This window comes from Stutzerimonas kunmingensis (assembly GCF_014764705.1).
Classification (GTDB): Bacteria; Pseudomonadota; Gammaproteobacteria; order Pseudomonadales; family Pseudomonadaceae; genus Stutzerimonas.
In genome coordinates, this window is sequence record NZ_JACXXG010000005.1 from 1 (window position 1) to 25,148 (window position 25,148).

Sequence of the window (25,148 nt, forward strand, 5' to 3'; positions counted from 1 at the left end):
GTGGTGCTGAAACCTGTCAAAAAGGCCTGAAGTCAGGCCTTGTGTGGACTCCGTTAGGCCAAAGCGCTTGAAAAAGCGCCAAACCGGACGGGTTGGGGCAGTTGAAGCCGAGTTTTTCAACGGCCTGCTAGATACCCGCGCGCTGTTCAGCTGCCACTCTCGCGACCCCGCCGTGTTGCATGCGCAGAGCAAGAAGCCGCGTCTGCCGATACGCCCGGTGGCATTCAGCGATTCGCCGCAAGTGCGCTTCGTCGGTCACCCCGAGCTGGAGGCGAACGACGCATTCATGGCGCCCTGGCTGGACAAGGTGGCTGGCTGGATCGAGGCCGGCAAGACGCCGCACGTCTATCTGCATACCCCCGACAATCATCGTGCGCCCGAGCTGGCGATGCGTTTTCACGGCTTGCTGAGCGAGCGCTTGCCCGGCCTGCCGGTCCTGCCTGCATTGCACCCTGCGCCGCAGATGTCCTTGCTGACGGATTGAGCCAGCGATTTCGACCAGTTTTGTAAAACATCCCTTTCAACTTCGCGGGTTGGCTGTTGCCCATAAGGAATGACCTTTGGCCGCTTCTTCCTTCTCCTGTTGCTGCTGCTTGCCGGCTTCGTCCTGGCGGTGCGGCAGGATCTGATCGACATCCCGCCGCGCTGGAACCCCTGGGCGCCGCTGGATATCCGTGAGCCGCCAAACCTGTTGACGCCACTCAAGCTACGGCGCCTGCAGCAGGACCGAACGCTCTGCGAACAGGCGCTCGCCACGGCACCGCTGCGTTATTCAGCGGTGCCGGACAACACGCCGGAGCCCGGCTGTCCGGTCGAGAACAGCGTTCGGGTGCAGGGCTCGGACGTGCGGTTCAACGGACCTTTTCTCGCCACCTGTCCGCTGGCGGCGGCTTATGCGATGTTCGAGTTGCACGGACTTCAGCCGGCGGCCCAGGCAGTATTCGAGCAGCCGGTGGTGCGCATTGATCACTTCGGCAGCTTTGCCTGTCGCAACATCGCCCGCAGCAACCGCCGCAGCCAGCACGCCAGCGCCAATGCACTGGATATGGCGGGCTTTCACCTTGAGGATGGCACCCGCATCACCGTGGCTCGGGACTGGGAGGGCGAGGGCGACAAGGCGCGTTTCCTGCGGCTGGTTCGCGATGCGGCCTGCGATGCGTTCAACGTGACGCTCGGGCCGGAATACAACGCGGCCCACCACGACCACTTTCACGTCGACATGGGCGGCTTCGGGATGTGCCGCTGAACGCTCGCGCGCAGCCTGGAATGCTCTGGCACAATGCGCGGCTTTCCATCATCGCTGGATGTCCCATGTCCGCACGCAACCCTGTGGTTCGAGTCGAACCGCTGACTTCTCAGTTCGCCGCTGCCGCCCATCAATGGGCGCAGCGTCTCGACTTGCCGGAAATTCAGGACGTGGCCGAATTCGCTTTGCAGATTGGCGCGGACGGCTTGCAACTGCAGTTGCTCGAAGCGCAGGCGCCGGGCCCGGTACGAGTGGACTTCGTCGAGGGTGCTGCGGCGCACCGGCGGCAGTTCGGTGGCGGCAGCGGGCAGATGATCGCCAAGGCCGTGGGCATCCAGCCCGGCATCCGGCCGCGTGTGCTGGATGCCACCGCTGGGCTCGGGCGCGATGCCTTCGTGCTGGCGACGCTGGGCTGTGAAGTGAGCCTGATCGAACGCCAGCCGCTGATTGCCGCGCTGCTGGAGGATGGCCTGGGTCGCGCGGCTGGGGACGCCGAGGTGGGTGCTATCGCCGCGCGGATGACCCTGCTCAAGGGCAATGCCATCGAGCTGATGACGCAGTGGCAGGGCGAGGCGCCGCAGGTCATCTACCTCGACCCGATGTTTCCCCATCGCGACAAGAGTGCGCTGGTGAAGAAGGAGATGCGCCTGTTCCGGCCCTTCGTCGGCGACGATATGGACGCGCCGGCGCTGCTGGCCGCGGCACTAGAGCTGGCCAGCCATCGTGTGGTGGTCAAGCGTCCGCGCAAGGCGCCGGCCATCGAAGGCGCCAAGCCCGGCTACAGTCTGGAAGGAAAATCCAGCCGCTACGACATCTATCCGAAGAAGAAACTGCAGGGCTGATTCACCCGTCCGCAACCTCTCGCTTGCTCACCTCAGCGGCGATAGGCGCGTAGAAATACGCTCACCGCATCCCGTGCGTGCAGGTTGCCTTCGTCATTGGTTGGCGCCTCGGCATAGCCGACCAGCAGGCGGAAGTGCTGGGCACCCTTGATCAGCGAGCAGAAATGCTCGGCGGCCCGCAGCGGATCGTCGATCTCCAGCAGGCCCAGCGCGTTGGCTCTGGTGAACAGCTGTTGCAGGTCGCATAGCAGTTGCTGCGGGCCGGCATCGAAGAACATCTTCACCAGCCCCGGATTCTGCGTCGCCATCGCCACCATCACCCGATGCAGACCGATGGACTCGGGGCTATTGACCAGCTCATTGAAGGCACCGCCGATCGCCAGCAGCACCTTCTCGATGTCGCAATCTTCCTCCACCTGAAACAACCGCCTCGGCAGGCGCGTTTCGCAGGTGGTCTTCACGGCCGCGCTGAATAGCGCCTCCTTGTCCTTGAAGTGGCTGTACAGCGTGAGCTTGGAAACGCCGGCTTCGGCGGCGATGGCCTCCATGCTGCTGCCTTCGTAGCCGTTGCCGAGGAACAGCACCTGCGCGGCAGCGAGGATCGCCTCGCGCTTGGCAGGGTCTTTCGGGCGACCGGGACCTGGCGATACGGAGTGGTTTTCTGTCATGGGCGTTTTAATAGTGGACTGGCTGGTACGGTATTTTTACTATACCGCGCAGTATAAGTATTCCAATCCGCTTCGCGACAGAGAGACTTCATCGTGTTCCGACATGCCTTGTCCCTTGCCTCCATGTTCGGTTGTGCCTTTGCCCTGGTCGCCTGCGGCAACGGCGAACCGCCGCAGCAGCTCCCTCGTCCGGTCATGGTGGTGCACCCGCAGCCAGCCAGCGAAGCACGCGAAAGCTATCCCGGTGAGGTGCACGCACGCTACGAGCCGGAACTGGCGTTTCGTATAGGCGGCAAGGTTGTCGAGCGTCTGGTGGAAGCCGGTGATCGCGTTCGCAAGGATCAGCCTCTGGCGCGGCTCGATCCGCAGGACGTGCGGCTGCAGCTGGACGGTATGCGGGCGCAGGTGGCGGCGGCGGAAGCCAATCTGCGCGTAGCCAAAGCGGAACACGACCGTTACAAGGCGCTGCTTGGTCGCCAACTGGTCAGCCAGTCGCAGTTCGACAATGCCGACAACGCCTATCGCGCCGCGGCTGCCCGTTTGCAGCAGGCGCGGGCCGAGTTCGATGTGGCCAGCAACCAGGTCGATTACGCCGTGCTGCGCGCCACCAGCGATGGCTTGATCGCGCAGCGCCGAGTCGAGGTGGGGCAGGTGGTCGCGGCGGGGCAGACCGCCTTCGTGCTGGCTGCAGATGGCGAGCGGGAAGTGGCCATCGATCTGCCGGAGCAGTCGCTGGAGCGCTACCGGGTTGGCCAGGAAGTCGAGGTCGAACTCTGGTCGCAACCGGGGCGCCACTATCTCGGCAAGATCCGCGAACTCTCGCCAGCCGCCGATGCGCAGTCGCGGACCTATTCCGCGCGTGTTGCCTTCAGCGAACAGGAGGTGCCAGCCGAGCTGGGACAGAGCGCGCTGGTGAGCATTCGCCGCGATGGCGAAGTGTCGCTGGCGGTGCCGCTGTCAGCGCTGAGTGCGGAAAAGGGCCGGGCGCATGTCTGGCGGCTCAGAGCCGATTCCACCGTCGAGCGGGTCGAGGTTCGGACCGGGCCCTTCGGCGAACAGCTGGTGCCGGTCCTCGAAGGGCTGGGCGCCGACGACTGGATCGTCCTGGCCGGGGTGCAGATGCTCAGCGATAACCAGCCGGTTCGCCCGGTGGATCGCCACAATCGCCCCGTCGAGCTGGCCGCCCAGGAGTAATCGCGATGCGCTTCAATCTCTCCGCCTGGGCGCTGCAGAACCGGCAGATCGTCGTCTACCTGATGCTGCTGCTGGCGATCGTCGGCGCGCTGTCGTACAGCAAGCTCGGCCAGAGCGAGGACCCGCCATTCACCTTCAAGGCCATGGTCATCCAGACGCAATGGCCGGGCGCTACCGCCGAGGAAGTGTCGCGCCAGGTCACCGAGCGCATCGAGAAGAAGCTGATGGAAACCGGCGAGTACGAGCGCATCGTCTCGTTCTCCCGACCGGGCGAATCCAATGTCACCTTCATGGCACGCGACTCGATGCGCTCGAAGGACATTCCCGACCTCTGGTACCAGATTCGCAAGAAGATCGGCGACATCCAGCACACCTTTCCGCCGGGTGTGCAGGGGCCCTTCTTCAATGACGAGTTCGGCACCACCTTCGGCAACATCTACGCCCTGACCGGCGACGGTTTCGACTACGCGATCCTCAAGGATTACGCCGACCGCATCCAGCTGCAGCTGCAGCGGGTCAAGAACGTCGGCAAGGTCGAGCTGATCGGCCTGCAGGACGAGAAGATCTGGATCGAGCTCTCCAACGTCAAGCTGGCCACGCTCGGCGTCCCGCTGGAAGCCGTGCGCCAGGCACTGGAGGCGCAGAATGCGGTGACTGCCGCCGGTTTCGTCGAGACAATCAGCGATCGGGTGCAGCTGCGCGTCACCGGCAGCTTCGAGACGGTCAAGGAGATTCGTGATTTCCCCATCCGCGTTGCCGGCCGCACCTTCCGTATCGGCGATGTCGCCGAGGTACATCGCGGCTTCAACGACCCACCCGCGCCGCGCATGCGCTTCATGGGCGAGCCGGCACTGGGGCTGGCGGTATCGATGAAAAGCGGTGGCGACATCCTGGTGCTGGGCGAGGCACTGGAGCAGGAGTTCGCCCGCCTGCAGCAGGAGCTGCCGGCGGGGATGCAGCTGCGCAAGGTCTCGGATCAGCCCGCTGCGGTGAAGACCAGCGTCGGCGAGTTCGTCAAGGTGCTGATCGAGGCGCTGGTGATTGTGCTGCTGGTGAGTTTCTTCTCGCTAGGCGTGCGTACCGGGCTGGTGGTCGCGCTGTCGATTCCGCTGGTGCTGGCAATGACCTTTGCCGCCATGAGCTATCTGGACATCGGCCTGCACAAGATCTCCCTCGGCGCCCTGGTCCTGGCCCTCGGACTGATGGTGGATGACGCGATCATTGCGGTGGAGATGATGGCGATCAAGATGGAGCAGGGTTACGACCGCCTCAAGGCCGCCAGCTTCGCCTGGACCAGCACGGCGTTCCCGATGCTGACCGGCACGCTGATCACCGCCGCCGGTTTCCTGCCAATCGCCACCGCCAATTCCAGTACCGGTGAATACACCCGTTCGATATTCCAGGTTGTGGCCATTTCGCTCATCGCGTCCTGGATCGCCGCGGTAATGTTCGTACCGCTGATCGGCGAAAAACTGCTGCCGGACCTGGCCAAAAAATCTGCACACAAGCACGGCACAAGCAGCGAAGGCCACGATCCTTACGCAACCCCGTTCTACCAGCGCGTACGGCGCGTGGTGACCTTCTGCGTGCGCCGGCGCAAGACCGTCATCCTGCTCACCCTGGCGATCTTCGCCGCCGCGGTGGTGCTGTTCCGCCTGGTGCCGCAACAGTTCTTCCCCGCGTCCGGCCGTTTGGAGCTGATGGTCGATCTCAAACTGGCCGAAGGCGCCTCGTTGAAGGCGACCGAAGCGGAGGTGGCGCGGCTGGAACAGCTACTCAAGGAACGGGCCGGCATCGACAACTACGTGGCTTACGTCGGCACCGGCTCGCCGCGTTTCTACCTGCCGCTGGATCAGCAGCTGCCGGCGACCAGCTTCGCCCAGTTCGTCGTGCTGGCCGACAGCATCGAATCCCGCGAGGCTCTGCGCAGTTGGCTGATCGAGCGTATGCGCGAGGACTTCCCGAGCCTGCGTGGTCGCGTGACGCGACTGGAGAATGGCCCGCCGGTGGGCTATCCGGTGCAGTTCCGTGTCACCGGCGAGCACATCGACGTGGTGCGCGGGCTGGCTCGCCAGGTTGCTGCAAAGGTCAACGAGAACCCGCACGTGGCCAACGTCCATCTGGACTGGCAGGAGCCGAGCAAGATGGTCCGGCTGAACGTCGATCAGGATCGTGCCCGGGCGTTGGGCGTGACCACCGCCGAGCTGTCCGGCTTCCTGCGGCGCACCTTCACCGGCAGCAGCGTCAGCCAGTTCCGCGAGGACAACGAGCTGATCGAGATCCTCCTGCGCGGCACCGAGCGCGAGCGGCTTGAGCTGTCGATGCTGCCGAGCCTGGCTATCCCAACCGAGAGCGGGCGCAGCGTGCCTCTGTCGCAAGTGGCGACGCTTGAGTACGGCTTCGAGGAGGGCGTGATCTGGCATCGCAACCGCCTGCCGACGGTCACCGTGCGTGCCGACGTGTACGGGGAGCAGCAACCGGCTGCGCTGGTGCGGCAGATCGAGCCGACCCTGGCAGACATTCGCGATCAGCTGCCCGGCGGCTATCTGCTGGAGGTTGGCGGAACGGTGGAGGACTCCGAGCGCGGCCAGCGTTCGGTGAATGCCGGCATGCCGCTGTTCGTCATCGTCGTGCTGACCCTGCTGATGGCGCAGCTCAAGAGTTTTTCACGCTCGGCCATGGTGTTCCTCACCGCGCCGCTGGGCATCATCGGTGTGGCGCTGTTCCTGTTGCTGTTCGGCCAGCCGTTCGGCTTCGTCGCCATGCTCGGCACCATCGCGCTGTCGGGAATGATCATGCGCAACTCGGTGATTCTGGTGGATCAAATCGAGCAGGACATCGGCGCTGGGCAGGCGCGCTTCACCGCCATCGTCGATGCCACGGTGCGCCGCTTCCGGCCCATCGTGCTGACCGCGCTGGCGTCGGTGCTGGCGATGATTCCGTTGTCGCGCAGTATCTTCTTCGGGCCAATGGCGGTGGCGATCATGGGTGGCCTGATCGTTGCCACGGCGCTGACGCTGCTGTTCCTGCCAGCCCTGTATGCCGCCTGGTTCAAGGTTCGGGAAGACGAAGCCGGCACCCTCTGATCGGCAAGAGGGCGCGCCCACTGCGACGCGCCTAGATTCCGGCGGCCTCGAGCAGTCGTTCGGCGGCGACTTTCGCGTCCCGTGCCTGCTCGCCCGGCCCTTCGATATGCGCCATGCTCAGCGCGCCTTCGAGCAGATACTGCAGTTGGCGCGCCAGCTGCAGCGGCTGTGGCGCATCCAGGCGTTCCAGCAGCTCGCGAAGGTAGGCCAGCAATTCTGCCTTGTAGGCGGAGGAGCGGCGGTGAATCGGGTGGTCGCGGTCGTGATATTCGGCCGCTGCGTTGATAAACAGGCAGCCGCAGAAGGCGTCGTTGCCGTGAATCATTCCGTGCAATCCATCGAAAATTCCCAGTAGCGCCTCACGCGGCGGCAGTCTGGTGGCACGCTCGCGCAGGCGCGCGAGCATCAGGTCGTGGCGCGCCTGCAGCACGGCCAGGATCAGCTCGTCCTTGGACTTGAAGTGCTTGTACAGCGTCATCTTGGCCACGCCGGATTCGGCCAGGATGCGATCGATGCCGGTGGCGTGATAACCCTCGCGATAGAACAGATTCTCTGCGGTGTTGAGCAACTGGTCACGCTTGTTCGATGCCATGGATACCTCCTGTGGTTCGACATTATGCGGGAGCGCTCGCGGCTTGCTCCAGTTGGGGTGGATTTGGGTTGGTGCTTGAAGTGTACAGACAGGTCTGTATATTATCCAGTCGCAGCCAATCACGAGGGCAACACCATGAAGCTTTACGACCTGACGCTATCCGGCAATTGCCACAAGGTTCGTCTGTTTCTCAGCCTGATCGGCCAGCCGGTGGAGCTGGTGCCGGTGAATCTGCTTGCGGGCGAGCACAAGCAGCCGGCGTTCCGTGAAATCAATCCGCGCGGACAGATTCCGGTGCTCGAGGACGGCGACTTTCGACTTGGCGATTCCCAGGCAATCCTGGTCTATCTGGCCCAGCGCTATGCCAATGAGTGGTATCCGCAGGACGCCGAAACCCAGGGCCACATCGCCAACTGGCTGAGCTTTGCCGCCAACGAGGTGCAGCATGGCCCGGCCACCGTGCGTCTGGGCAAGCTGTTCGGCCGGCCGATCGACGAGCCCCTGGCGCAGGCACGTGCCGCCAGCGCCCTGCGTACGCTTGAGCGGCACCTCGCGCAGCACGCCTGGCTGGCGCAGACCAGCAAACCGACCATCGCCGACGTTGCCGTCTTCCCCAACGTCGCGCTGGGTGGTGACGGCGGGCTCGATCTGGCTGCCTATCCGGCGCTGCAGGCCTGGTTCGCCCGCGTCCGCGCGCTGCCGGGTTATGTCGGCATGCCGGGGTTGTGACGCCATGAACGTGCAGAATGGTCGGATGCTCGGCGAGCTGGACCGGCACCCGGGCCGACGGATCGGAGTATCGCTGCTGCTGGTGATCGGGCTGGCAGTCTCCCTGTTTGGCTTCGTCGAGGATGCTTCGGCTGCGCAAGGGTTGCGCTTCAGCCTGGTGAAGACGGCGCAGAGCGACAGTGGCGACTTCCTGCTGGGACGGAACGGTTGGCAGGAGGCGCCGCCCACTCAGCACATCGCGATTCTGATCGAGCATCGCGGCAGCCGCTTGCTGTTTGGAACCGGGCTCGGTCGACAGATCGACGCGCAGCTGGACGCCGAGGTGCCCTGGCGAATCAAGCGCTACGCGGACGTGCGTCCGGTGCGCGATCAGCTGGAGGGGGACGGACTGGAGATTGATCGTATCGTGCTGGGTTGCGTGCGCTGGGAGCACGCTTCGGGGCTGGCCGACTATCCCGAGGTACCGGTATTGGCCAGCGCGGACAGCCTGGGCTATCTGGAGGCTGCCACGCCGCCAGCGGTGTTGTCCAGCCAGTTTCGCCACCCGGTCCGCTGGCAGTCGCTGGAGTTCCAGGCGAGCCCCTATCGGGAGCACCGTCGCAGCCTGGATCTGTTCGGCGACGGCCAGGTCGTGCTGGTGCCGCTGGATGGCCATGGGGCGGTCGGTCTGTTCCTCACGCTTGCCGATGGCCGCCGCTTCTTCTTTCGCGGCGACCGACTGGAACGGGACGCCGGCGATGCGCCAGAGGACGTTATCGCGCTGCAGGATGCCAACACCCACGCTTCGCTCGGCTACTATCCGCGCTGGGTGGAGGGAGCCGGACAATAAAAAAATAGCGCGGCCGCTGCGGATTTGGGCGATGCTTAGGGCATGGGAACGAGCGATCAGCCGCGCGACGGCGCCGCCCCGATCGCCAGGCCCGTGCCCAATGGCCGAAGTAGGTCTGCCGCTGTGAAGACGGATAGCTGCGAGCCCCTGGCAAGTGTCGTCGATTTGTTACTGGATGCGATCTGCGTTGTCGATGCGCAGGGCAACTTCGTCTACGTCAGCGCCGCCTGCGAGCGCATCTTCGGCTACACCCCGCAGGAGATGCTCGGCAAGCGGATGATCGAGATGGTCTACCCCGAAGACCGTGCCCGGACCCTGGCCGCCGCCAAGGAGGTCATGGCCGATCAGCCGCTGCTGCACTTCGAGAACCGCTACGTGCGCAAGGACGGCGGTGTGGTGCACATCATGTGGTCGGCCTGCTGGTCGACCGATAACAAGCTGCGCATCGGCGTGGCGCGCGACATCACCCAGCGCAAGCAGTCTGAAGCGATGCAGGCGGCGCTCTATTCGATCTCCGAGGCGGCGCACGGGGCCAAGGACCTCGCGGCGCTGTATCAGCAGATCCATCTGACCATCGCCCAGCTACTGCCGGTGGACGATTTCATCGTCGCCATCCGCAGTGCTGCCAGCGGCGAGCTGAGTTATCCCTACCAGGCACTGGCGCTCGATTCGACCGGGCTGCCAGCGGAGCCCGCGGCGTCCCTGTGTTTCTCCGTTCTGCATGGCGCGCAGCCGTTGCGCTTCAATGCGGACTCGATGCCAGCGCTGGCGCTTCCGCTCGGTGATGGGGATACCCATGCCTGGTGGCTGGGGGTGCCGCTCAGTTCGAGCGAGGGGGTGATCGGCGTGCTGTTGCTCAAGAGCACGGCCGCGCCCTACACCGAGAAGGATCAGGAGCTGCTGCAGTTCGTCTCGGTGCAGGTGGTCACGGCAATCGAGCGCAAGCAGCTGTATGCGCGACTGCACCGGATGGCACAGTACGACGAACTCACCGGCCTGCCGAATCGCGCCTGTTTTCGCGATCGCCTGGACACGGCCCTGGCGCGGGTGCGGCGCAATGGCGGACGCGTCGCCTTGCTCTACGTGGATCTGGATCGCTTCAAGCAGGTCAACGATACCTACGGACACAGCGGTGGCGACCAGCTGCTGCGCGCAGTGGCCGATCGCCTAACGCACTGCGTGCGCGACACCGATACCGTGGCGCGGCTGGGTGGCGATGAGTTCGTGGTGCTGCTGGAAAGCATCGCCGAGGCAGAGGATGCCCGCCGCGTCGTCGACAAGATCCGCGCGGCCTTCGAGGAGCCGATGCAGATTGCCGAGCACAGTCTCGATATCGGCTTGAGCATAGGCACCGCGCTCTATCCCGAAGACGGTGATGCGGAGGCCCAGCTGCTCAAGCAGGCCGACGACCGCATGTATCTGATGAAGGCCCGTGGCGGCCAGCCGCAGGATTGCGACTGAAGGTCCCGGACATATCGGCACCGCGCCTCAGAACGACTTCAGCATCCTGCCCAGCAACTCCATCGCCTGCTCGCTGCGGGCGTCCCATGGATGGCCGTGATTCAGCCGCGCGCAGTTGCGAAAGCGCTGGGTCGCCGAAAAGATCGGCCCTGGCGCCAGGCTGATGCCCTGGGCCAGCGCCAGTTGCAGCAGCTGCAGCGAATCCACCTGCTCGGGAAATTCGAACCACAGAAAGTAGCCGCCGCTGGGCCGGGTGACTCGCGTGCTCGCTGGGAAATGGCGGGCCGCGGAGGCGAGCATCGCGCCCTGCTGCATCTCCAGCGCATGGCGCAGCTTGCGCAAGTGACGGTCGTAGCCGCCATGCTGCAGGTAGTCGGCGATGGCGGCCTGCGCCGGCACGGAAGGGGAGATGGTGGTCATCAGCTTGAGCCGGGCGATCTGCTCGGCATAGCGACCGCCGGCAACCCAGCCGACCCGGTAACCGGGCGCGAGACTCTTGGAGAACGAACCGCAGTGCATCACCAGACCTTCGCGATCATGGCTTTTCACCGGCTTGGGCGGCTCGCGGGTGAAGTACAGCTCGGCGTAGACGTCGTCCTCGATCAACGGCACCTGGTGGCGCTGCAACAGCTCATAGAGCTGCTGCTTCTTCGCCTCGCCCATGCTCGCGCCCAGCGGGTTCTGCAGGCTGCTCATGAACCAGCAGGCCTTGATCGGCAAGTGCGCGAGGCGATCGGCGAGGATGTCGAGGTCGATGCCTTCGCGCGGGTGCACCGGAATCTCCACCGCCTTGAGCTTGAGCCGTTCCAGTACCTGCAGCGTGGCGTAAAACGCTGGCGCCTCGATGGCCACCAGGTCGCCCGGTTCGGCCACCACCTGCAGGCAGAGGTTCAGAGCCTCCATCGCACCGGTGGTGATCACCAGTTCGTCCATCGGCAGCATCACACCGCTGACCATGTAGCGCAGGGCGATCTGCCGGCGCAGGTCCGGGTTGCCGGCGGTCATCTCGGCAATCACCTCGCGTGCCGGCATGTCGCGCACGCTCTGTGCCATCGAGCGCGCCAGGCGCTGCAGGGGAAACAGCTCGGGACTGGGAAACGCCGAACCGAAGGGCACCGTGGCCGGGTCGCGCAGCGAGGCGAGCACCGAGAACACCAGCTCGCTGACGCCGACATCGGTGGTTTCCGCCGGACGCAGGCTGATGTCCGGTTCGTGCAACGGGCGCTTGGCATGTTCGCGGACGAAATAGCCCGAACGCGCCCGCGCCTGGATCAGCCCGCGGTCTTCCAGCAGGTAGTAGGCCTGGAATACGGTGGACGGGCTGACGCCGTAGGTGCGGCTGGCGTGGCGCACCGAGGGCACCTTTTCTCCCGGCGCGAGCACGCCACTGCGGATCAGTTCGGCAATCTCGTCGGCGAATTTCTCGTAGCGCTTCATCGTGTCCGGGCCGTGGCGCTTGGGCATGGCCAGTCTACTGGCGTAGCGCCGCGATGGGGGCGACGAAGGTGCTCGGTGTACTCACCCGGCTGCTCGGCTCGGCCAGGTCGCTGACCTCGAAGCGCAGCTCGCGGCTGAAGTCGCGGGCGTTGTCGAGCAGCGCAACGCTGACCGGCAGGTCGGCGATCTCGCCCGGGGCCAGGGCGATCTCCTGCGGTCCCTGCAGCGCAAACGGCCCGCCTTCCAGCCCGAGCGCGTAGCGGCGCGGTTGCTGGGTCTTGTTGATCAGCTTGAGGCGGTACATGTTTTCGATCTGCCCCTGCATGTTCTCGCGGTACAGGGTGCGGTCGCGGGTGACGTCCAGCTGCAGCTGCGGCCGCGCGTCCAGTGCCCAGCTGAAGGCGGCGATCATCGCCGTCATCGCCACGGCATACCCGATCAGGCGCGGGCGCAAGAGGCGGGTGGCGCCGCCCTTGAGCGCACGCTCGGAGGTGTAGCGCAGCAGGCCGCGGGCGTAGCCCATCCGGTCCATGACACTGTCGCAGACGTCGATGCAGGCGCCGCAGCTGATGCAGTCCAGCTGCAGGCCGTCGCGGATGTCGATGCCGGTGGGGCAGACCTGCACGCACAGCGTGCAGTCGACGCAGTCACCGAGGCCCTGCGCGCGCGGGTCACTGCCCTTGCGTCGCGCGCCGCGGTTCTCGCCACGGGCTGTGTCGTAGGAGACGAGCAGGGTATCGGCGTCGAACATTACGCTCTGGAAGCGCGAGTAGGGGCACATGTGCAGGCACACCTGTTCGCGCAGCCAGCCGGCGTTGATATAGGTCGCAGCAGTGAAGAACAGCAGCCAGAAACCGGTGGTCGCGCCGAGCTCGAAGCGGGCAAGGTCGGCCACCAGTTCGCGTACTGGCGTGAAATAGCCGACGAAGGCCAGCGCCGTGGCCAGGCTGATCGCCAGCCACAGCGTGTGCTTGGCGGCACGGCGCAGCAGCTTGGCGGGCGACCAGGGCGCGGTGTCGAGCTTGATGCGCTGCAGGCGATCACCCTCGGTGACCTTTTCCACCCACATGAACATCCACGTCCAGGTGCTCTGCGGGCAGGCGTAGCCGCACCAGATGCGTCCGGCCAGCACGGTGATGAAGAACAGGCCGAACGCGGCGATGATCAGAATCGCCGAGAGCAGGATGAAATCCTGCGGCCAGAACGTGGCGCCGAAGATGTGAAACTGCTGCCGGTCCAGATCCCACAGCACCGCCTGGCGCCCGTTCCAGTTCAGCCAGACGGTGCCGAAGTAGAGCAGCATCAGCAGCGCGCCGCCCAACAGGCGCAGGTTGCGGAACCGGCCGCTGAAACTGCGCGTATGAATGGGCGCGCCGCTCTGCGCGGGTGTCAGGCGGATCGGTTGGCTGGGATCAACGGTTTCGATGATCTGCGCGGGTATGCGGTCGGTCATTAGGCTTCGCCCCATAGGCTTTTCAGGCGAGGCGATGATCCGTGCGAAGGGTGACGCATAACAGACTCAGATGAATCGAGGAAATACGGATCAGATGAATCCCCTGTGTGCGCCTTAGGGCCTTGTGCCGCCACGGCTTGACCTGTGTCAGTGGACCGTGTCGCAATCGGCTGATCTGCTTTTTTAGTGCCAATCTGCATCTGTTGCGCCGCTGCCAACGCAGCCATAGTCGAAACCTTTTGCCACGCCCTGAGGAGCTGTCGTCATGATTTCTGACCTGCCGCCAATGGAGCACCGCCGATGATTCTCAAGGGCCTGACCTGGCTGGTGTTGCTACAACTGCTCGGCAACCTGATCAATCTGGTGCTGCTGCCGGCATTGCCTGGGCCGATCATCGGCATGCTGTTGCTGTTCGGCCTCCTGTTGCTGCGCCGCAGCATTCCCGAGTCGCTGGAGAAGACCGCGGCGTTGCTGCTGCAATACCTGCCGCTGCTGCTCATCGTGCCCGCCGCCGGAATCATGACCAGCGGCGCCGCGCTGCTGGATGACCTGCCTGCCATCGCCGCCGGGCTGGTGCTGTCGTTGCTGATCACCGTGCCGTTCTGCGGCTGGCTGATGCAGCGACTGATTCGCCGGCTCGACCTCAAGCGGGAGGATCAGGCATGACGGTTCTCGACTGGCGCACGGCCTGGGCGGCCGTTGTGGTGCACCCGCTCTTCGCCGTGGCGCTGACGCTGATCGCTTTCCAACTCGCGCTGATGCTCTATCGGCGTAGCGGCTGGTTGGTTCTGCAGCCGGTGATGATCGGCATGCTGCTGGTAGTCGGCACGCTCACCCTGGTGGATTTGGACTACGCGCGCTACCGCGAGGGCGCCGCGTTGATCGCCATGTTGCTGGGGCCTGCAACCGTGGCGCTGGCGGTGCCGCTGCATCGTCACCTCAAGCGGATTCAGCAATTGTTCTGGCCGATCGTCATTACCCTGGCTGTGGGCGGCGTGCTCAGCGTGGTGCTGACGCTGGTGATCGCCTGGGCGCTGGGCGCGCAGCTGCCGGTGCTGATGAGCCTGGCGCCGAAGTCGGCGACCATGCCCATCGCCATGCTGGTGGCCGAGCAGCTCGGCGGGCTGGCCTCGTTGGCCGCGGTGTTCGTCATGCTCACCGGCGTTATCGGCACCGCGTTGGGGCCGCTGTTGCTGCGCTGGGCCGGTGTCGAGCATCCCGCCGCGCGGGGCCTCAGCTATGGCATCAACGCGCATGCCATCGGTACGGCGAGGGCGTTGGAAGAGGGTGACGAATGCGGCGCTTTCGCCGCGCTGGGCATGAGTCTGCTGGGCATCCTGATCGCGCTGCTGCTGCCCTTTGCCCTGGGCTGATGCGCGGCGCTGCCGCAAGTAGGTGAACCGGACGGATTCCGGGCCCTTCAGCCTTCACGCACCACTGGCTAGCACCCCGTCAGCCCGGTTAGAGTAGGCGGCGGTCGCTTGACCGTGCACAGGGTGCAAACATGAAATTGCGGATGTTTCAGGTAGATGCCTTCACTGCCGAGCGCTTCAGGGGCAATCCCGCGGCAGTGATACCCCTGCAAACCTGGCTGCCGGACGAGCTGATGCAAGCCATCGCCGCCGAAAACAACCTTTCTGAAACGGCCTTTTTCGTACGCGAAGCGGACGGGGCGTTTCACATTCGCTGGTTTTCGCCACTGACTGAAATCGACTTCTGCGGCCATGCCACGCTGGCCAGCGCCTTTGTGCTGCTGGAAGCGGGCCTGGCTCAGGCACCGCTGACCTTCCGCGCTGCCGCCGTGGGTGACCTGGCGGTGCAGCGACGGGCTGATGGCATGCTGGAAATGAGCTTTCCCAACCGCGCGCCGGAACCAGTTGCCGAACCGCCGGCGGCATTGTTGCAGGGGCTTGGGTGCGAGCCGGAAGCGGTGCTGCGCAGCTCGCAGGCGTGGTTCGCCGTCTACCGTGACGAGCGCGAGGTCAGGGCGCTGGCTCCCGATCTGGATGCGCTGCGTACGCTGGCCCCACTGGACGTGGTGGTGACCGCCGCAGGCAGCGAGCAGGATTTCGTCTCGCGCTACTTCTGGCCAGCCAACGGCGGCGACGAGGACCCGGTTACCGGCTCCATCCATGCCGGGCTCGCTCCCTACTGGGCCGCGCGGCTTGGGCGCAACGAACTGGTGGCGCTGCAGGCTTCGAAACGTAGCGGCATCCTGCACTGCCGGGTCGAGGCGGATCGTGTGATGGTGGCCGGGCAGGCCGTGCTTTATCTCGACGGCACCATCGAACTTTAAAAATAGTCTTCAACCCATTGCGATCGGCTTTCACAGGCGGCGCGATGGGTGTGTCTGTGTGTGGCTGATCGGTTCAACGAATGGGGTTGCGGAACGTGATGATGAAAAGGCTGTTGCCGTTTGTCCTGCTTGCCAGCGCGATGGGCTCGTTCCCCTGCGCGGCACAGCCCGCGTTGCCGCTGGATGACCGGCAGGCGCTGATCGAAACCCTGCTCGAGCGCATGACCCTGGCGGAGAAGATCGGCCAGTTGCGCCTGATCAGCATCGGTGGCGACATGCCGCGCGAGCGGATCGTCGAGGAGATCGCTGCCGGACGCATTGGCGCCACCTTCAATTCGGTCACCCGCGCCGACAACCGCCCCATGCAGGATGCTGCGCTGCGCAGTCGCCTGGGCGTTCCGATCTTTTTCGCCTACGACGTCATTCACGGCCACCGCACCATCTTCCCGATCAGCCTGGCGCTGGCTTCGAGCTGGGACCTCGAGGCCATCGCCCTTAGCGGTCGCGTGTCGGCCATCGAGGCCAGCGCCGACGGCCTGGACCTGACATTTGCACCGATGGTCGACATCACCCGTGATCCGCGCTGGGGCCGGACCTCCGAAGGCTTCGGCGAAGATCCCTACCTGGTCTCGCAGATCGCCGGCACGCTGGTGCGCGCCTATCAGGGTGAGCGCCTGAGCACCGCGGACAGCGTGATGGCCAGCGTCAAGCACTTCGCCCTGTATGGCGCGGTGGAAGGGGGCCGCGACTACAACGTGGTCGACATGAGTCCGCAGCGTATGCATCAGGATTATCTGCCGCCATACCGTGCGGCGGTGGACGCCGGCGCAGGCGGCGTGATGATCGCGCTGAACACCGTCAACGGCATGCCGGCCAGCGCCAACCGCTGGCTGTTGCGCGACCTGCTGCGCGACGGCTGGGGCTTCCGTGGGCTGAACATCAGCGACCACGGCGCCATCGACGAACTGCTGCGCCACGGCGTGGCTCGCGACGGGCGCGAGGCTGCGCGCCTGGCGATCGAGGCGGGTATCGATCTGAGCATGCATGACTCGCTTTATCTGCAGGAACTGCCGGGGCTGGTCGAGCGCGGTGAGGTGCCGATAGAGCTGATCGACCAGGCGGTGGGGCGTGTGCTCGGTGCCAAGTACGACCTCGGCCTGTTCCATGATCCTTATCGGCGTATCGGCAAGGCGGCGGGCGATCCGGTTGAGGTCAATGCCGAAGGCCGCCTGCATCGCCAGGCGGCAAGGCAAGTGGCGCGCGACTCGCTGGTCCTGCTGGAGAACCGTCAACAGACGTTGCCACTGCGCAAGGACGCGACCATCGCGCTGGTCGGCCCGCTGGCCGATTCCCACGTTGACATGCTCGGCAGCTGGTCGGCGGCCGGTGTGGCGGCACAGACGGTGACGCTGCGTCAGGGACTCGAGGCTGCAGTGGGCGATTCCGGCCGGGTCATTCATGCCCGTGGCGCGAACGTCACCGACGATCCGCGACTGATCGAGTACCTGAACTTTCTCAATTGGGATCGCCCGGAAGTGACGCAGGACCCGCGCCCGCCGCAGGCGATGATCGACGAGGCAGTGCGTGCCGCGCGCGAGGCTGACGTGATCGTTGCTGCGGTGGGCGAGTCACGTGGCATGTCCCACGAATCCTCTAGCCGTACCAGTCTCACGCTGCCGGCCAGTCAGCAGGCACTGCTCGAAGCGCTGGCTGCCACCGGCAAACCGCTGGTGGTGGTTTTGATGAATGGCCGGCCGCTGCAACTGGGCTGGGTCAAGGACAACGCGGATGCGGTGCTGGAAACCTGGTTCGCCGGCACCGAGGGCGGGCACGCGATTGCCGAGGTGCTGCTCGGTGCGCACAACCCGTCCGGCAAACTGCCGATCTCCTTTCCGCGCTCGGTTGGCCAGATTCCGACCTACTACAACCACCCGCGACTCGGCCGACCCTACGTCGAGGGTCGCCCCGGCAACTACACCTCGCAGTATTTCGAAGAACCCAACGGTGCGCTGTACCCGTTCGGTTATGGCCTGAGCTACACCGAGTTCGAGCTGGCGAAGCCGCAGCTTTCACGACATCAGCTGAAACGCGGCCAGATTCTGGAGGTCAGCGTAACGGTAAAGAACACTGGCGCACGCGCCGGCGCGACGGTAGTGCAGCTGTACCTGCAGGATCTGGTCAGCTCCAGCGTACGTCCGATCAAGGAACTCAAGCGCTTCGAAAAGCTCATGTTAGAGCCGGGCGAGTCGCGGGTAGTGCGCTTTGAACTGGGCGAGGACGATCTGAAGTTTCCTGACGCGCGACTCGACTACGTGGCCGAGCCCGGCGAGTTTGAAGTCCAGTTGGGCCTCGACTCGCGGTCGGTGCAAAGCGCGCGATTCGAGTTGTTGTAAGACTTTTTCTTTATGGCGATCTGCATCCAGCCCACGGCCGCTGCCGCGCTTCAGAGCAACGCGGCGGGACACGCGGGTTGTAGGCGATCAGAACACAGCGAAGCAGAGCGAACTCTGCACAAACGTGTAATTCGGAGGCGGTGTGTTACGCATTTTTCAATGGAACACGGGGAATCAGCCGGCACGCATGCTGGCCGGTCTGGCGGGTGGCCTGTGCATGCTTATGGCTGGCAGTGCGCTGGCGTTCAGCCTCGACGATGTGGCCAAGCGGGCTCAGGAACTGGCTGCCAGCGGTTACGAGGAGCCGGTGAGCAACCTGCCCGACGAATTCCGCAAGATGGCATTCGCCGACTACCAGCGCGTGCGCTTCAACCCGGAGCATGCCTACTGGAAGGACGTCGAAACCCCGTTCCATCTGCAGTTCTATCACCAGGGCATGCACTTCGACACGCCGGTGCGCATCAATGAAATCACCGCGACGAAAGTGCGCGAGATTCGCTACGACCCGTCGATGTTCGAGTTCGGCGGTGTCGACATCGACCCGGCCTCGCTGGATGGGCTGGGCTTCGCCGGTTTCAAGGTGCTCTATCCGCTGAACAAGAAGGACAAGCAGGATGAGGTGATGACCCTGCTCGGCGCCAGCTACTTCCGCATCATCGGCAAGGGCCAGTGGTACGGGCTCTCCGCGCGCGGGCTGGCGGTCGACACGGCACTGCCAGTGGGCGAGGAGTTCCCGCGGTTCCGCGAATTCTGGGTCGAGCGGCCGCAGGCTGATCGGCGCAACCTGGTGATCTACGCGCTGCTCGATTCGCCGCGCGCCACCGGCGCCTATCGCATGGTGCTGACGCCGGGCAAGGACAGCACGCTGGACGTGCAGGCCAAAGTGTTTCTCCGCGAGCAGGTCGGCAAGCTCGGGATTGCGCCACTGACCAGCATGTTCCTGTTCGGCGCCAACCAGCCGAGCAATGTCACCAACTTCCGTCCGCAACTGCATGACTCCGAGGGTCTGGCGATTCATGCCGGCAGTGGCGAATGGATCTGGCGCCCGCTGAACAATCCGAAGCGGCTGGCCGTGAGTGCGTTCAGCGTGGAGAACCCGCGCGGCTTCGGGCTGATGCAGCGCACTCGCGATTTCGGCCGTTACGAAGACCTGGACGACCGCTACGAGCTGCGCCCGAGCGGCTGGGTGGAAACCCGCGGCGACTGGGGCAAGGGCCATGTCGAGCTGATCGAGATCCCGACGCCTGACGAGACCAATGACAACATCGTCGCCTTCTGGTCCCCGGAAAAGCAGCCGGAGCCCGGCCAGTCGCTGGATCTGGAATACCGCCTGCACTTTTCCATGGACGAACCGAGCCTGCACGATCCTGAGCTGGCGTGGGTGCAGCAGACCCGTATCTCCACCGGCGACGTCAAGCAGGCCAACCTGATCCGCCAGCCTGACGGCAGCACGGCTCTGGTCGTGGACTTCGTCGGGCCGGTGCTGGAGAAGCTCGCCGAGGATGCGCCGGTCAGCACGCGCGTCAGCGTCGATGACAATGCCGAGCTGGTGGAAAACAACCTGCGCTACAACACCGTCACCAAGGGCTGGCGCCTGACGCTGCGCGTGAAGGTGCGCGACCCGGCGCGCCCGGTCGAGATGCGTGCGGCGCTGGTCGATGGCGACAAGACCCTTTCCGAAACCTGGACCTACCAGATTCCTCCCCATGAATGAGCAGCATGCAGTGAATGGTCTGACGCAAAACTATTGCGACGGCCTGGCATTGAACGAAACCGAGGACCCGGCCAGATACCGGCAGGCGGCCGAGCGGGGCGGCCTGTTCGCGCTGCATGATGAACTGTCTGCCGAGACCAGCGCGCAGCGCAGCCCGTCGCGGCGTCTGCTCGACTCGGTGGTTGCGCGACTGCGGCTGGGCTGGGGCGATCTGTTCGACCGCGCCGGCGTGATCGCCGAGGATCACCAGGGGCGCGCCTATGTGCAGTCGACCCCGCCGATCGTGCGCACGCGCATGGTGCCGGAGCCCTGGCATACCAATATCCTGCGCCGTGGCTGGCGCCGGATGCTGGGTCGCACGCCGCCGCGGCGTCACTTCGAGCCCAGTCCGCAGCCGCTCGACGAGGCGCGCTGGCGCCGGGTCGCGGCGCTGCGCCGTGCGGCACTGCTGGTGCTGATGCTCGGCCAGACCGCCTTTGCCACCTGGCAGATGAAGGCGGTGCTGCCTTACCAGGGCTGGTTCCTGGTCGACATGCAGGAAGTGTTCGTCCAGCCGCTGTCCGAATCAGCCCGGCAGATCCTTCCCTATGTGGTGCAGACGAGCATCCTGCTGCTCTTCGCACTGCTGTTCTGCTGGGTCTCGGTGGGCTTCTGGACCGCGCTGATGGGCTTCTTCCAGCTGCTGCGCGGCAAGGACCGTTACAGCATCTCGGCCAGCAGCCCCGGCACCGAACCGATACCGGCCGAGGCGCGTACGGCGCTGGTGATGCCGATTGCCAACGAGGACGTGCCGCGTGTGTTCGCCGGCCTGCGCGCGACTTACGAGTCGCTCAAGGCAACCGGTGAACTCGAGCATTTCGACATCTTCGTGCTCAGCGACAGCAACGACCCGGACACCTGTGTTGCCGAGCAGAAGGCCTGGGTCGAGTTGTGCCGTGCGGTGGATGGCTTCGGCCATATCTTCTACCGTCGCCGCCGTCGCCGGGTGAAGCGCAAGAGCGGCAACATCGACGACTTCTGCCGTCGCTGGGGCAGCAGCTACCGCTACATGGTGGTGCTGGACGCCGACAGCGTGATGAGCGGCGAATGTCTGACCAGCCTGGTGCGATTGATGGAGGCAAACCCCAATGCCGGCATCATCCAGACCGCGCCCAAGGCGTCGGGCATGGACACGCTCTATGCGCGGCTGCAGCAGTTCGCCACGCGCGTCTACGGTCCGCTGTTCACCGCCGGGCTCAACTTCTGGCAGCTGGGTGAATCGCATTACTGGGGCCACAACGCGATCATTCGCGTGAAGCCGTTCATCGAGCACTGCGCGTTGGCGCCGTTGCCCGGCACCGGCTCGTTCGCCGGGGCGATCCTCTCCCACGACTTCGTCGAAGCCGCGCTGATGCGCCGCGCCGGCTGGGGCGTGTGGATCGCCTACGACCTGCCGGGCAGTTACGAGGAGCTGCCGCCTAACCTGCTCGACGAACTCAAGCGTGATCGTCGCTGGTGCCACGGCAACCTGATGAACTTCCGCCTGTTCATGGTGCGCGGAGTACACACGGTGCATCGCATGGTGTTCCTCACCGGGGTGATGTCCTACCTGTCGGCGCCGCTGTGGTTTCTCTTCCTGCTGCTGTCCACCGGCCTGCTGGCGATCCATACGCTGATGGAGCCGGAGTACTTCCTGCAGCCGAACCAGCTTTACCCGCTGTGGCCGCGCTGGCACCCGCAGGAAGCCATCGCGCTGTTCTCGGCGACCATGACACTGCTGTTTCTGCCCAAGCTGCTCAGCGTGCTGCTGGTTTGCATCCAGGGTGCTGAAGCCTATGGCGGGCGGCTGCGGGTGCTGCTGTCGATGCTGATCGAAACGCTGTTCTCGGTGCTGCTGGCGCCGGTGCGCATGCTCTTCCACAGCGTGTTCGTCACTGCAGCCTTCCTCGGCTGGTCGGTGCAGTGGAACTCGCCGCAGCGCGGCGATAACGCAACCCCCTGGGGTGAGGCCCTGCGCCGGCATGGCTCGCAGATCGTCATCGGTGTGCTCTGGACGGCATTGGTCGCCTGGCTGGATGCAGCCTTTCTCTGGTGGCTGGCGCCGATCGTGGTGTCGCTGATCCTGTCGGCGCCGGTATCAGTGATCACCAGCCGTACCGGTCTCGGCTTGGCCGCGCGGCGCAGCAAGCTGTTCCTGATCCCGGAGGAATACGCACCGCCCACCGAGCTGGCCAATACCGACCTGTACCAGCAGCAGAACCAGGCGGTTGCCTTGCGCCATGGCTTCCTCGTGGCGGTGGTCGATCCGCTGTACAACGCGCTGGTCTGTGCCATGGCGCGCGCCCGGCATGCCAGGGTGGTCAGCGGCGCCGAGCGTTTGCGCGAGCAGCGCCTCGGTCAGGTGCTGGCGGTCGGCCCGGACGGCGCGGATGCCGAGGCGGCGCGCTGGCGCCTGCTGAACGATCCGGATGGCATGGCGCTGTTGCACCGTCACGCCTGGGAAGATCCGGCCGGGGCAGTCTGGTTGGCGCGCTATCGGGAGCAGTATCCCCACGGTGTGGCGCGCCCGGACCTCGCCAGCGAGGCCTGATTCGCGCGACTTTCTGGCGGCCCGCAGGGGGCGTCAGAGAGGCTGGTCAGTCGTCTCGCGTCAGCACTTCGAGCAGCTCGATCTCGAAGTGCAGATCCGAATTGGGCGGAATATGCGCGCCGACCTGGCGCTCGCCATAGCCCAGCTGCGCCGGCACGAACAGCCGGCGCTTGCCGCCGACCCGCATCCCCATTAGCCCGATGTCCCAACCCTTGATCACCCGACCGGTGCCGATCACGCACTGGAAGGGTTTGCCGCGCTCGTAGGAGCTGTCGAACAGCGTGCCGTCGCTCAGCGTGCCGCGGTATTGGGTGGTGATCAGCGCACCCTTGACCACCGCTTTGCCATCGCCGAGCTGAATGTCTTCGACCAGCAATTCATCGTTCATTGATGCGCTTCCTGAAAGCTGAAAGAGGGGAGCGCTTTGTGGCAGGTAAATGCGCTACGGGCAAGAGAGAATGGTCGCTACGCCAGATAGCCGAAGCCCATTCGTCTGCATAAGTATCGATTTCGTCGATGGTTATTGGCTGAAAATTGCAAACAATATTGATCTGATTGAATGGATCATCTCCCTCATTGGCCGGGTTCGTCCCGGTGCCCCGATCTGTGGAGAGCGAGATGATCGAACTACGTCCATATGCCCGGCTTGGCCATGCGCAGCACGGCTGGCTGAACGCGCGCCACCACTTTTCCTTTGCTGGTTATCATGACGTCGAGCGCATGCGCTGGGGCCGCCTGCGCGTATGGAACGAAGACAGCATCGCGCCGCAATCGGGGTTCGAACCGCACTCGCACCGGGACATGGAAATCATCACCTACGTCCGCCAGGGCGCCATCACCCATGAAGACAGCCTCGGCAACCGCGGCCGTACCGTCGCTGGCGATGTGCAGGTGATGAGCGCAGGCACCGGGATCGTGCACAGCGAGTACAACCTGGAGGATGTGGAAACGCGCATTTTCCAGATATGGATTCACCCGCAGCAGACCGGACTGCCGCCGGCCTGGGGCACTCGCCAGTTCCCCACTGGCGAGCGGGCCGGCGCCTTCGTCACGCTCGCCAGTGGCCTGTCCGGCGATGACGAGGCGCTGCCGATTCGTGCTGAAGCCAGGCTGGCAGCGGCTACGCTTGCAGCAGGGCAGAGCGCCGACTACGAAATTGCTGCCGGGCACCGGGTGTATCTGGTGCCGGCCAGCGGCCAGATCGAAATCAACGGACTCGCGGTCGCCGCCGGCGATGGCGTGGCCGTGCGTGATGAGACACGGCTGAGCATCAGGGCCGTGGCAGACAGCGAAGTTGTCCTGGTCGAGTCGCTCTGACGCCTGCTGTTGGAACGACCCGTCTGGCGCGTTATCCCATCCACCACTTAATTCAGACTCACCCACCGAAAGAGGAAAGCAAGATGGCGAAGATTCTCGTGCTCTATCACTCCATGTACGGCCATATCGAAACGATGGCCAATGCCGTCGCCGAAGGCGCGCGCCGCGTGCCGGGCGTGGAGGTGACGATCAAGCGCGTGCCGGAAACCATGCCGGAAGACGCCTTCCGCAACGCCGGCGGCAAGGTCGATCAGCCAGCCGATATCGCCGATCCGAACGAGCTGCCGGACTACGACGGAATCATCTTTGGCACCCCGACCCGCTTCGGCAACATGTCCGGGCAGATGCGCAACTTCCTCGACCGCACCGGCGGCCTGTGGGCCAAGGGCGCGCTGCACGGCAAGGTCGCCAGCGTGTTCGCCTCGACCGGTACCGGCGGTGGGCAGGAGATGACCATTACCTCGACCTGGACCACCCTGGCGCACCACGGCATGGTCATCGTGCCGACCGGTTATGGCATCAGCGAGTTCTTCGACATCTCCGAAACCAACGGTGGCACGCCCTACGGCGCCACGACCATCGCCGGCGGCGACGGCTCGCGTCAGCCTTCGGAAAAGGAACTGGCCATCGCACGCTACCAGGGCGAGCACGTGGCGAAGATCACCAGCAAGCTCAAGGGCTGACGAACGACGCAGTACCTACGCTGGGACCCGCCCGGGTCCCAGCAACAGTCCATACATCAGCTCGTCGACGAAGCCGTCGTCGCTGCTGCGCTTGTAGGCAGCGCGTTGCGTGCCTTCGTGGACGAAGCCGAAAAGCTCGTAGAAGGCGATCGCTCGTGGGTTGTCCGCCTCCACCGTCAATTCCACACGACGAATGCCGCTGGCGGCCAGCTTGTCGAGGGCTTCCTGCATCATCCGCTGCGCCAGGCCGCTGCCCCTGACCTCGGGCGCGACGGCCAAGATGCCGAGGTAGGCCACATGGGCGGCGCGGCCCAGGTGGCGCTGCACCTTGTAGAAGCCCTGCACCATGCCGTCGTCTTCGAAGACATAGAAGCTGGCGCTTTCGAACAGCGGCTCGAAAACCTTGCCGAAGTGCTCGCGCGGCATGGGATCGAAGCCCAGGTAGGGCACCACGTCCGGGTGCATGTAGATGTCGTAGACCCGCTGCTCATCGGCGGGCGTGGCGAGGCGGCGCATGGGGTTCTCCTGTTGGGACGGCTCCAGCATAGCCGGGTCCTGGAAGAAACTGCGCTGCGTCAGTCATCGCTCGCCGATTGAGGTGATAATGGCCACCGCTCATCTTCTGCCTCAGCCAAGGAC

21 protein-coding genes and 1 pseudogene are annotated in these 25,148 nt (G+C 64.9%); 16 read left to right on the forward strand and 6 right to left on the reverse strand.

Annotated elements, in window-relative coordinates; genetic code table 11:
* Positions 1–127 precede the first annotated feature (127 nt).
* The 3 genes and pseudogenes from IEG05_RS06120 to IEG05_RS06130 form a co-directional block, all read left to right on the forward strand.
* Positions 128–484 (forward strand): annotated as a pseudogene (locus IEG05_RS06120) (DUF72 domain-containing protein); the annotation flags it as partial.
* Between the two features lie 69 nt (positions 485–553).
* Positions 554–1,246 (forward strand): extensin-like domain-containing protein, encoded by a 693-nt coding sequence (locus tag IEG05_RS06125; RefSeq protein WP_046618732.1) that lies wholly within the window; start codon positions 554–556, stop codon positions 1,244–1,246.
* 65 nt (positions 1,247–1,311) lie between these two features.
* Positions 1,312–2,088: a class I SAM-dependent methyltransferase gene (locus IEG05_RS06130; protein ID WP_046618729.1), complete on the forward strand. Its 777-nt coding sequence runs from the start codon at positions 1,312–1,314 to the stop codon at positions 2,086–2,088.
* 32 nt (positions 2,089–2,120) lie between these two features.
* On the opposite strand, the gene IEG05_RS06135 is transcribed toward IEG05_RS06130, so the two are convergent.
* A complete protein-coding gene (locus IEG05_RS06135) occupies positions 2,121–2,756 on the reverse strand; it encodes a TetR/AcrR family transcriptional regulator (RefSeq protein WP_046618728.1) in 636 nt (211 codons plus the stop codon).
* A gap of 93 nt (positions 2,757–2,849) precedes the next feature.
* On the opposite strand from IEG05_RS06135, the gene IEG05_RS06140 reads away from it, so the two are divergent.
* Both IEG05_RS06140 and IEG05_RS06145 read left to right on the forward strand, forming a co-directional pair.
* Positions 2,850–3,950, forward strand: a complete 1,101-nt coding sequence (locus tag IEG05_RS06140; RefSeq protein WP_046618727.1) for an efflux RND transporter periplasmic adaptor subunit — start codon at positions 2,850–2,852, stop codon at positions 3,948–3,950.
* A gap of 5 nt (positions 3,951–3,955) precedes the next feature.
* Positions 3,956–7,036: an efflux RND transporter permease subunit gene (locus IEG05_RS06145; protein ID WP_046618726.1), complete on the forward strand. Its 3,081-nt coding sequence runs from the start codon at positions 3,956–3,958 to the stop codon at positions 7,034–7,036.
* 31 nt (positions 7,037–7,067) lie between these two features.
* Here IEG05_RS06145 and IEG05_RS06150 read toward each other — a convergent pair whose 3' ends face one another.
* A complete protein-coding gene (locus IEG05_RS06150; protein ID WP_046618725.1) occupies positions 7,068–7,628 on the reverse strand; it encodes a TetR/AcrR family transcriptional regulator in 561 nt (186 codons plus the stop codon).
* A 135-nt stretch (positions 7,629–7,763) separates the two neighbouring features.
* On the opposite strand from IEG05_RS06150, the gene IEG05_RS06155 reads away from it, so the two are divergent.
* From IEG05_RS06155 to IEG05_RS06165, 3 genes are all read left to right on the forward strand, one after another.
* Positions 7,764–8,357, forward strand: a complete 594-nt coding sequence (locus IEG05_RS06155; RefSeq protein ID WP_046618724.1) for a glutathione S-transferase family protein — start codon at positions 7,764–7,766, stop codon at positions 8,355–8,357.
* Between the two features lie 25 nt (positions 8,358–8,382).
* Positions 8,383–9,186, forward strand: a complete 804-nt coding sequence (locus IEG05_RS06160; RefSeq protein ID WP_046618723.1) for an MBL fold metallo-hydrolase — start codon at positions 8,383–8,385, stop codon at positions 9,184–9,186.
* Between the two features lie 123 nt (positions 9,187–9,309).
* Complete coding sequence (locus IEG05_RS06165; protein ID WP_046618722.1) at positions 9,310–10,647, forward strand: sensor domain-containing protein; 1,338 nt, start codon at positions 9,310–9,312, stop codon at positions 10,645–10,647.
* Positions 10,648–10,674: 27 nt separating this feature from the next.
* On the opposite strand, the gene mapR is transcribed toward IEG05_RS06165, so the two are convergent.
* Entirely contained in the window at positions 10,675–12,084 is a 1,410-nt protein-coding gene (gene mapR, locus IEG05_RS06170) for a GntR family transcriptional regulator MpaR (protein WP_046618743.1), read from the reverse strand.
* A gap of 34 nt (positions 12,085–12,118) precedes the next feature.
* Positions 12,119–13,537, reverse strand: coding sequence for a cytochrome c oxidase accessory protein CcoG (gene ccoG, locus IEG05_RS06175; RefSeq protein ID WP_046618719.1), 1,419 nt, complete (start codon positions 13,535–13,537; stop codon positions 12,119–12,121).
* A 300-nt stretch (positions 13,538–13,837) separates the two neighbouring features.
* Here ccoG and IEG05_RS06180 point away from each other — a divergent pair, with 300 nt between their 5' ends.
* From IEG05_RS06180 to mdoH, 6 genes are all read left to right on the forward strand, one after another.
* Positions 13,838–14,203: a CidA/LrgA family protein gene (locus IEG05_RS06180; RefSeq protein WP_014820968.1), complete on the forward strand. Its 366-nt coding sequence runs from the start codon at positions 13,838–13,840 to the stop codon at positions 14,201–14,203.
* A complete protein-coding gene (locus IEG05_RS06185; RefSeq protein WP_041014529.1) occupies positions 14,200–14,910 on the forward strand; it encodes an LrgB family protein in 711 nt (236 codons plus the stop codon). Before IEG05_RS06180 ends, IEG05_RS06185 begins: the two co-directional genes overlap by 4 nt.
* A gap of 143 nt (positions 14,911–15,053) precedes the next feature.
* A complete protein-coding gene (locus IEG05_RS06190) occupies positions 15,054–15,833 on the forward strand; it encodes a PhzF family phenazine biosynthesis protein (RefSeq protein WP_080950567.1) in 780 nt (259 codons plus the stop codon).
* A gap of 101 nt (positions 15,834–15,934) precedes the next feature.
* Positions 15,935–18,226, forward strand: coding sequence for a beta-glucosidase BglX (bglX, locus tag IEG05_RS06195; protein ID WP_046618714.1), 2,292 nt, complete (start codon positions 15,935–15,937; stop codon positions 18,224–18,226).
* A 187-nt stretch (positions 18,227–18,413) separates the two neighbouring features.
* Positions 18,414–19,940 (forward strand): glucan biosynthesis protein G, encoded by a 1,527-nt coding sequence (locus IEG05_RS06200; protein WP_046618713.1) that lies wholly within the window; start codon positions 18,414–18,416, stop codon positions 19,938–19,940.
* Positions 19,933–22,509 carry a glucans biosynthesis glucosyltransferase MdoH gene (gene mdoH, locus IEG05_RS06205; protein ID WP_191121782.1) on the forward strand — a complete coding sequence of 859 codons (2,577 nt, stop codon included), beginning with the start codon at positions 19,933–19,935 and terminating at the stop codon, positions 22,507–22,509. Before IEG05_RS06200 ends, mdoH begins: the two co-directional genes overlap by 8 nt.
* A gap of 46 nt (positions 22,510–22,555) precedes the next feature.
* On the opposite strand, the gene IEG05_RS06210 is transcribed toward mdoH, so the two are convergent.
* Positions 22,556–22,897: an FKBP-type peptidyl-prolyl cis-trans isomerase gene (locus tag IEG05_RS06210; protein WP_014820962.1), complete on the reverse strand. Its 342-nt coding sequence runs from the start codon at positions 22,895–22,897 to the stop codon at positions 22,556–22,558.
* Positions 22,898–23,127: 230 nt separating this feature from the next.
* Here IEG05_RS06210 and IEG05_RS06215 point away from each other — a divergent pair, with 230 nt between their 5' ends.
* Positions 23,128–23,826, forward strand: a complete 699-nt coding sequence (locus IEG05_RS06215; protein WP_191121783.1) for a pirin family protein — start codon at positions 23,128–23,130, stop codon at positions 23,824–23,826.
* Positions 23,827–23,909: 83 nt separating this feature from the next.
* Positions 23,910–24,509: an NAD(P)H:quinone oxidoreductase gene (wrbA, locus tag IEG05_RS06220; protein WP_014820960.1), complete on the forward strand. Its 600-nt coding sequence runs from the start codon at positions 23,910–23,912 to the stop codon at positions 24,507–24,509.
* A 15-nt stretch (positions 24,510–24,524) separates the two neighbouring features.
* Here the strand turns inward: wrbA and IEG05_RS06225 are convergent, their stop codons facing one another.
* Complete coding sequence (locus IEG05_RS06225) at positions 24,525–25,025, reverse strand: GNAT family N-acetyltransferase (RefSeq protein ID WP_046618710.1); 501 nt, start codon at positions 25,023–25,025, stop codon at positions 24,525–24,527.
* Positions 25,026–25,148 lie beyond the last annotated feature (123 nt).

Bases quoted from the DNA above. Each gene is read 5' to 3' on its own strand.
- IEG05_RS06125 (WP_046618732.1), top strand. From the start codon at position 554: ATGACCTTTGGCCGCTTCTTCCTTCTCCTGTTGCTGCTGCTTGCCGGC.
- IEG05_RS06130 (WP_046618729.1), top strand. From the start codon at position 1,312: ATGTCCGCACGCAACCCTGTGGTTCGAGTCGAACCGCTGACTTCTCAG.
- IEG05_RS06135 (WP_046618728.1), bottom strand. From the start codon at position 2,756: ATGACAGAAAACCACTCCGTATCGCCAGGTCCCGGTCGCCCGAAAGAC.
- IEG05_RS06145 (WP_046618726.1), top strand. From the start codon at position 3,956: ATGCGCTTCAATCTCTCCGCCTGGGCGCTGCAGAACCGGCAGATCGTC.
- IEG05_RS06150 (WP_046618725.1), bottom strand. From the start codon at position 7,628: ATGGCATCGAACAAGCGTGACCAGTTGCTCAACACCGCAGAGAATCTG.
- IEG05_RS06155 (WP_046618724.1), top strand. From the start codon at position 7,764: ATGAAGCTTTACGACCTGACGCTATCCGGCAATTGCCACAAGGTTCGT.
- IEG05_RS06160 (WP_046618723.1), top strand. From the start codon at position 8,383: ATGCTCGGCGAGCTGGACCGGCACCCGGGCCGACGGATCGGAGTATCG.
- mapR (WP_046618743.1), bottom strand. From the start codon at position 12,084: ATGAAGCGCTACGAGAAATTCGCCGACGAGATTGCCGAACTGATCCGC.
- ccoG (WP_046618719.1), bottom strand. From the start codon at position 13,537: ATGACCGACCGCATACCCGCGCAGATCATCGAAACCGTTGATCCCAGC.
- IEG05_RS06180 (WP_014820968.1), top strand. From the start codon at position 13,838: ATGATTCTCAAGGGCCTGACCTGGCTGGTGTTGCTACAACTGCTCGGC.
- IEG05_RS06185 (WP_041014529.1), top strand. From the start codon at position 14,200: ATGACGGTTCTCGACTGGCGCACGGCCTGGGCGGCCGTTGTGGTGCAC.
- IEG05_RS06190 (WP_080950567.1), top strand. From the start codon at position 15,054: ATGTTTCAGGTAGATGCCTTCACTGCCGAGCGCTTCAGGGGCAATCCC.
- bglX (WP_046618714.1), top strand. From the start codon at position 15,935: ATGAAAAGGCTGTTGCCGTTTGTCCTGCTTGCCAGCGCGATGGGCTCG.
- IEG05_RS06200 (WP_046618713.1), top strand. From the start codon at position 18,414: ATGCTGGCCGGTCTGGCGGGTGGCCTGTGCATGCTTATGGCTGGCAGT.
- mdoH (WP_191121782.1), top strand. From the start codon at position 19,933: ATGAATGAGCAGCATGCAGTGAATGGTCTGACGCAAAACTATTGCGAC.
- IEG05_RS06210 (WP_014820962.1), bottom strand. From the start codon at position 22,897: ATGAACGATGAATTGCTGGTCGAAGACATTCAGCTCGGCGATGGCAAA.
- IEG05_RS06215 (WP_191121783.1), top strand. From the start codon at position 23,128: ATGATCGAACTACGTCCATATGCCCGGCTTGGCCATGCGCAGCACGGC.
- wrbA (WP_014820960.1), top strand. From the start codon at position 23,910: ATGGCGAAGATTCTCGTGCTCTATCACTCCATGTACGGCCATATCGAA.
- IEG05_RS06225 (WP_046618710.1), bottom strand. From the start codon at position 25,025: ATGCGCCGCCTCGCCACGCCCGCCGATGAGCAGCGGGTCTACGACATC.